This window comes from Azorhizobium doebereinerae UFLA1-100, from assembly GCF_000473085.1.
In the GTDB taxonomy this organism is placed as follows: Bacteria; Pseudomonadota; Alphaproteobacteria; order Rhizobiales; family Xanthobacteraceae; genus Azorhizobium; species Azorhizobium doebereinerae.
The window spans coordinates 1-6121 of record NZ_AXBA01000070.1 but is presented as its reverse complement, the minus strand read 5'-3'; the positions used below and the strand labels follow the sequence as shown (position 1 = coordinate 6121).

The 6121-nt window shown below is 65.4% G+C and carries 5 protein-coding genes and 2 pseudogenes; all 7 read right to left on the bottom strand.

What is annotated here, in order from left to right:
• Nucleotides 1-814 precede the first annotated feature (814 nt).
• Nucleotides 815-1348, bottom strand: coding sequence for an isopentenyl-diphosphate Delta-isomerase (gene idi, locus YU1_RS31210; RefSeq protein WP_035716712.1), 534 nt, complete (start codon nucleotides 1346-1348; stop codon nucleotides 815-817).
• A gap of 58 nt (nucleotides 1349-1406) precedes the next feature.
• A complete protein-coding gene (locus tag YU1_RS0125170) occupies nucleotides 1407-1655 on the bottom strand; it encodes a PNPOx family protein (protein ID WP_029006414.1) in 249 nt (82 codons plus the stop codon).
• A gap of 110 nt (nucleotides 1656-1765) precedes the next feature.
• A pseudogene (locus tag YU1_RS33750) lies at nucleotides 1766-2708 on the bottom strand (IS3 family transposase); the annotation flags it as partial.
• A gap of 22 nt (nucleotides 2709-2730) precedes the next feature.
• The gene (locus YU1_RS0125160) at nucleotides 2731-3270 is read right to left on the bottom strand and encodes a plasmid pRiA4b ORF-3 family protein (RefSeq protein ID WP_245263453.1); all 540 of its coding nucleotides are present in this window, start codon (nucleotides 3268-3270) and stop codon (nucleotides 2731-2733) included.
• Nucleotides 3271-3317: 47 nt separating this feature from the next.
• A protein-coding gene (tnpC, locus tag YU1_RS31200) for an IS66 family transposase (RefSeq protein WP_156922455.1) occupies nucleotides 3318-4918 on the bottom strand; the annotation gives its coding sequence in 2 pieces (ribosomal slippage) (nucleotides 3318-4510 and nucleotides 4510-4918; 1602 coding nt in all).
• A gap of 203 nt (nucleotides 4919-5121) precedes the next feature.
• Nucleotides 5122-5677, bottom strand: a pseudogene (locus YU1_RS31195) (IS21 family transposase); the annotation flags it as partial.
• Between the two features lie 60 nt (nucleotides 5678-5737).
• Nucleotides 5738-6121, bottom strand: a 384-nt coding sequence (locus tag YU1_RS0125140; RefSeq protein ID WP_029006259.1) for a transposase, incomplete at its 5' end; no start/stop codon positions are given.

The following is a 6121-nucleotide window of genomic DNA, read 5'->3' as shown; positions in this document are numbered from 1 at the left end:
ATCGCCGGCTGCTGGAGCCTATCGGCAACATCCCGCCGGCCGAAGCCGAGGAACGCTACTACGCCCTGCTCGACGGGCAGAAACGGGCAGCGTGACTCACACGAAACGGCCTCCAGCAAACCCGCGGCGGTTCAGTTCGCGTAGCAACAGGGGGGCGAACAGGCGACCGGTGAGCGCATCCTCGTCTATATGGTGAGGATGAACGCGCAAAGCATGATGCGCTCGCGGGTTTCAGATTTGCGACGTTCGGTGAATACGCGCGCCTCTAGATGCTTGGTCCCGGAGAATCGTGACGACCTCGGGATCGGCCTGGTTGTGGCGGTTAGCGAGAAGGCATCGTCATCGACATCGTTGGAGTGAGCCATTATGCATGCCGTCCATGCTGTGGTCAGAATGGTCTCCCAGCATTGTCATCCCAGCCATGCTCGGCATGGATCCGACCATGCTGTGGTAGCCGTGGGCGTCGGCTCCGCCGATTCCCGCGACGATCTCCTCCGGCGCGCGGAAGGAAATGTCATGCGTCATCATCACGACGGTCAGGACGTCACCCGCATCGGCTTCACGGGTGACGGGCGCGCGGCGAGCAGCTCGCAGAGGTATTTGAGGGCATCCAACAGGTGTCAGGCGTAAGAAGGAGGTCCACCTGATCCACTCCACCGTGCATAAACTTGCCGTCGCCGGGACGGGCGCGGTCTTAATCCGCCGGCGCGAAGGTCTGGCCGTGCCTGTGCATCACCGCCGGCACCCACGAAGCGTTGCACCGTGCCAGTGAGGCGATCGCCCTCCTTGGCAAAGTCCCTCGTCCTAGGGGCGATCAGCGGCAGCTCGCTATTGCCTGATCGATGAAGCCCTCGGAGCTATAGACCCGAAGCCATGCCGCGACGCGACCGGGCTGAGCCCTGCACAGGTCCGTCAGGCGCTCGCGCGAGACCCAGCGCCAGTCCTCGACCTCGTCCGCATTCATCATCACCTCGCCGTCGAAGCGTCCGGCGAAGCCATGCACGACCTCGTCCTCGGTCAGGCCATTTCCGACACTGCAACGGTATTGCGTGATCCCGAACCAATGGAGGCTGGGACTGATCCCAAGCTCCTCGCCGAACCGGCGCTGCATGCAGTCCAAAGCCGCTTCGCCGGGCCGCGGATGCGAGCAGCACGCGTTCGCCCAGAGCCCGCCGCTATGATATTTCGTCGCGGCCCGCTTCTGGATCAGCATCTCGCCCGAGCGTGAGAACAGGAAACCCGAGACCGCGCGATGGCGGGCGCCTTCAAGGTGCGTCTGCAGCTTGTCCATGACGCCCAACTGGGTGTCGTTCGCGTCCACCAGGACGATCAGGTCTTTGCTTGCCATCACGCGCTCCGTCCCTCCCCGGTCTCATCACCCCTGATGCCACCGCAGAATGCAGCGGTCAGCCTCCCCCAGCACCGGCCGGACGCGGCCACTCTTCCTTGTGTCCGAACCTGGCCGTGTTATCGACCATTTTCACATAGTCCGGCACCAGCGCCCAGATCGGGGCCGGGACCGCGCCCACGTCTGGAAGGTCAGTGAGGAAAAGAACTTTCGCGTCGTCCGCCTCCCGCTCTTGCACCGTGGTGGACAAGCCTCTGATCTGCACGCCGGCAATGCCCCGCCCTTGCGGCATCACCGTCGCAACCACGGAGGTGCCGTTGCCCCCAACTTCTATCCAGCTTTTAGTTCGTTCTGACGGTTGGTGACCAGTTCCCCGTCCTTATGCCATCCGGAACCGGAAAATTCCGGGGTTAGGGCTCATGCCGGCGGGGGCGCCGGAGAGCCATTCATGAGCGCGATCGGAGGCTTGTTGCCGATCGCGCTGTGTGGCCGGACCTCGTTGTAGTCTCGACGCCAAGCCTCCATTTTCGACCGGGCGTCGTCAAGGCTCATGAACCAGTGAGCGTTCAGGCACTCCGTCCGGAACTTGCCGTTGAACGACTCGATGAAGCTGTTGTCGGTCGGCTTGCCGGGCCGCGAGAAGTCGAGCATCACGCCTTTCTGATAGGCCCACAGGTCCAGATCCCTGCTAACGAACTCCGATCCCTGATCCACCCGGATGGCTCTGCGGATAGCCCATGCTCCGGCAGATCCGCTCCAGTGTCAGAACCACGTCCTCGCCCGATAGCTGAACCGCGGATCCACCGCAGGCGAGAACCGCGTGAAGGTGTCGACGATGGTCAAAATCCGGATCTTCCGGCCCGTGGCGAGTTGGTCGTGGACGAAATCCATGGCCCAGGTCTCGTTGCCCTGCCTCGCCGGACGGCGGTCGTCGCGCAGCTTCGCCTTGACCCGCCACCTGGGCACCTTGTTGCGTAACTGAAGGCCCAACTCCTTGTAAAGACGATAGACCCGCTTCGGGTTGACGAGCCATTCCCCGCGCCGGAGCAGCACATGCACACGACGATAGCCGTAGCGCACGCGCGTTTGGCAGATCTGCCTGATGCGCTGGCTCAGGTCGGCCTGCGGGCCGCGCTTCGACTTGTAGACGTAAGGCCGCGATCAACAGCCGGGGTGGCGCAGGCACGCCGGACCGAGACCTTGCAATCGTGACGCAGGCGGTCCACAAGCTCGCGCTTGCACGCAGGCCTCAGAGCTTTTCTGACAGCACGTCCTGTAACATCGCCTTGTCCAGCGACAGGTCCGCCACGATCCACTTCAGCTTGGCGTTCTCCTCCTCGAACGTAACCCTCCGGCGAAGGCCACGGCTGCTACCGGTCTGATCAGTTAATCTGGCCACGGCTTTTGGCGAACGCGGCTTTGCCGAGAGCGCGGCGTCGGGCGAGCTTTTCAATACGAGTACGGATGGCGTCCTCGTCGATGAGAGCCGGATCGAATGGCGCCCCGTACCAGCGCATAAGCTCGTCATGTTCCTCGTGGGTTGGATCGGCGATGGCTTCCAGGAAGAGTTCAAAGCCTGGGATGCCGCCGACATCCTCGGGTGGGGCGCGGCGTGCGCCATCGAGGTAGCGGGGATAATCCATGGCGGGATCGGCTGCGGTGGTCGTCTCGATCGTGATCGTGTGCCGCCAGTCGTCGCCAAAGTCATAGGTGTAGCTGAACTCGGTGACGCCGCGGTCGATGAGAGCGCCGAGCCTCAAAGTCTTGGCGGAATAGGTCCTGTCGCGCAGGCTATCCCACTCCGGATCGGGGATGGCAAAGCGCTGCTCGCCGGCGCGGAACTCGAACAGGTGAGTGTCCTCGAACGGCATGACGACCTGGATGACGTCGTGCAAGGCCTTGAGCGAGGCGGAGAGCGGCACCTCGACACGGCGCCAGATGGTGGGCTGCCAGTCATCCAGTTGGATCTTCAGGCGAGCGATCCGATCGACACATGGCGCATGCCGCGAGTCCCGGGCTCTCGCGCCGCATGCCAGTTCCAAGGCAAGAGTTCGTGTAGCCGGTTCTGCGGCGTGTCGGCGATGCGAGCGAGCACGTCGGCGAGCCAGGCCTGCGGATCGATGTCATTGAGCTGGGCTGTCCCGATCAGGCTATACATGACGGCGGCGCGCTCGGATCCGGCGAACAGCCACGCCTTACGGCCGAGAGTGATGCCGCGTAGCGCCCGTTCTGCCGCATTGTTCGTGAGGCAAACGCGTCCATCGTCGAGGATGCGGGAGAAGCTGTCCCAGCGGCGCAGCATGTAGTCCATGGCCTGGGCCACAGGTGCGTGGCGGGAGAGCCTGGCGCGATGCTCGCGCATCCAAACCTCAAGCTCGGCAACGAGAGGAGCGCTGCGCTCCTGGCGAACGGCCCGGCGCTGATCGGTACCCACGCCATTGATCTCGCGCTCGATGTCGAACAGCGCGTCGATGCAGGTGAAAGCCTCGAAGGAGAGCGGCGAGATCGGCGCGGCGTTGCGTCCACGCCGGCGGTTCGCCGCGATGTCGGCAAGCTCGAAGAACTTACGCCGTGCGTGCGCCCAGCACAGCGCCTCGATGACCGGCCCCGGATGACGATCGGGCGCGAGCAGCCGATTGTAGCCGGCATAGGCGTCCGCCTGCAGGATGCCGGCGAAGCGCATCAGATGCTCTTGCGGATGATCGCCCGAGCGGTCACGGGACGCCCGGAACAGCACCGCCGGCGGATCAGTGCCGCCGAAGGGGCGATCATCACGCACATGCACCCAGGCCCGGCCGGTGTCGGTCTTGCCCTTGGCCAGGATCGGGACCGTGGTGTCGTCGCCATGCAGGCGCGCTGCCGCCATGATATGGCGCTCGATCAGGTCGTGCAGCGGGCGCAGTGCCGCGGCACAAGCCCCGACATGGTCGGCCAGCGTCGACAGCGGCAGGTCGATGCCCTCGCGGGCATGGCGCTCGCTCTGCCGGTTCAGCGGCTGGTGCTGGCCGAACTTCTCGAACAGCACCATGGCGAGCAGGTTCGGTCCGGCATGGCCGCGCGGGATGACGTGGAATGGCGCCGGCGGCTGGGTCACCGCCTCGCAGGCCCGACAGGAGAAGCGCTCGCGCACCGTCTGCACCACCTTCCACTGGCGCGGGATCACTCCAGCGTCTCGGTGATGTCCTCGCCGAGCTTCACCAGCCGGGACGAGCCGCAGCACGGACAGTTCTCCGGCGCGGCAACGACAACGCGCTCGCGCGGGAGATGATCAGGGAGCGGCTGGCGGGAGGGATGCTTGCACGGGAAGGACGCAACATGGGCCGTCTGTGCTGCGGATTCCGCCGCCAGTTCGTCCTCGGTGGCGTCGGCCTCCAGGTCCTCGAGCTGCATCTCCAGTTGATCAAGCAGCCGCGCCTTGCGTTCCGAGCGCGTGCCGTAGAGCTCACGCCGGAGCTTCTCGATCTCCAGCTTCAACCGCGCGATGAGGGCATCCATGCTGCTGTTCGCGGCACGCTCCCGGGCAACGCTCGCCTCGGCCTCGAGCCGCGCGGCACGCTCCACCAGGATCATGGCGTGGGCCGCGGCAAGGTCGCTCGGCAAAAGGGTCCGTCGGGCTCGACATAGGGGGATGGAATCATATCCGCCGCCCCCATGCCACGCCCAAATCACCCTGAGGCGTCCGGTCGCCACGTCCTCTGCGGATGCCGCCAGTCTATGCCTTCCAGCAGATAGCCGAGCTGCGCGGGCCTGTCAGGAATTTCGTGTGCGGGCGTGCAGCAGCCCTTGAAGAAGGTGAAGGTCCGATCGTGGGCGTCGAACACCATCTCTTGCGTCTCGCGCGAGTGGGCCCGCACGAACAGCATCTGCGAGTCGCACAGCCGCACATGGGCGACACGCATCGACACCGTGGTGCCGTTGATCAGGACGATCTCGTGGCTCCAGTCGAACTGGTAGGCCTCGCCGGGCGCGAAGCTCAGGGGCACGTGGCCGCAGCCGTCATCGTCGCCTGTGCCCGTCGCCAACCCTTGGCATAGCGGCGTAGCGCATCGTAGCTGCCCTCATACGCCAGGCTGCGCAGCTCCTCGAAGATGCGGATCCGCGTCAGCGGCTCCCGCGCCGGCTTCACTTCGTTGCCGGGGCCTCCCGCCAGGGCCCGATCCGCGGCAGCGGCTGCGCCTCCCGCTCGTAGCTGAAGGCCGTCGCTCCGGTCCGCAGTACCTTGCGCACCGTGTTTCGCGAGACGTGCAGCTCCCGCACGATCTCCTTGACGGACTTGCCGCGCACGAACTGCTCGCGCCGGATCCGCGCAATCGTATCCACGCCCTCCATCCCCAGCCCGCCCATCGTAACAGAGCGACGGACCATGAGCCAAGAGCGCCACTGTGTTGTTCAAGCCATGGCGATGGGTGCTCCTTTTCGGCTCATGGCGTTGATGATGACGAGGAGTTGGCGTGCGACGGCGATGAGTATGGTCTTGGGTGCCTTGCCTTTGAGACGCATCCTGTCGCGCATAGCCGTGAGGGTTGGAACGCGGCGGGAGGCCGATAGGGCGGCGATGTAAAGGGCCTCTCGGACCTTTCGCCGGCCGCCCCAGATGCGCCGGGCCCCGCGCCATGTGCCGCTTTCGCGTGCATGGGGCGCAAGGCCGGCCAGAGAGGCGATGCGGCGGCGGCAGAGTGTTCCCAGCTCGGGCAGCTCGCCGAGCAGCGTGGCCAGCACCGTGGGACCGATGCCTGGCACGGCCGTCAGCAGAGCGGCCTGGGCCGAAAGGGC

What these genes read in the sequence shown, in the direction of transcription:
- idi (WP_035716712.1), bottom strand. Translation starts at nt 1,348, where the DNA reads ATGGCAAGCAAAGACCTGATCGTCCTGGTGGACGCGAACGACACCCAG.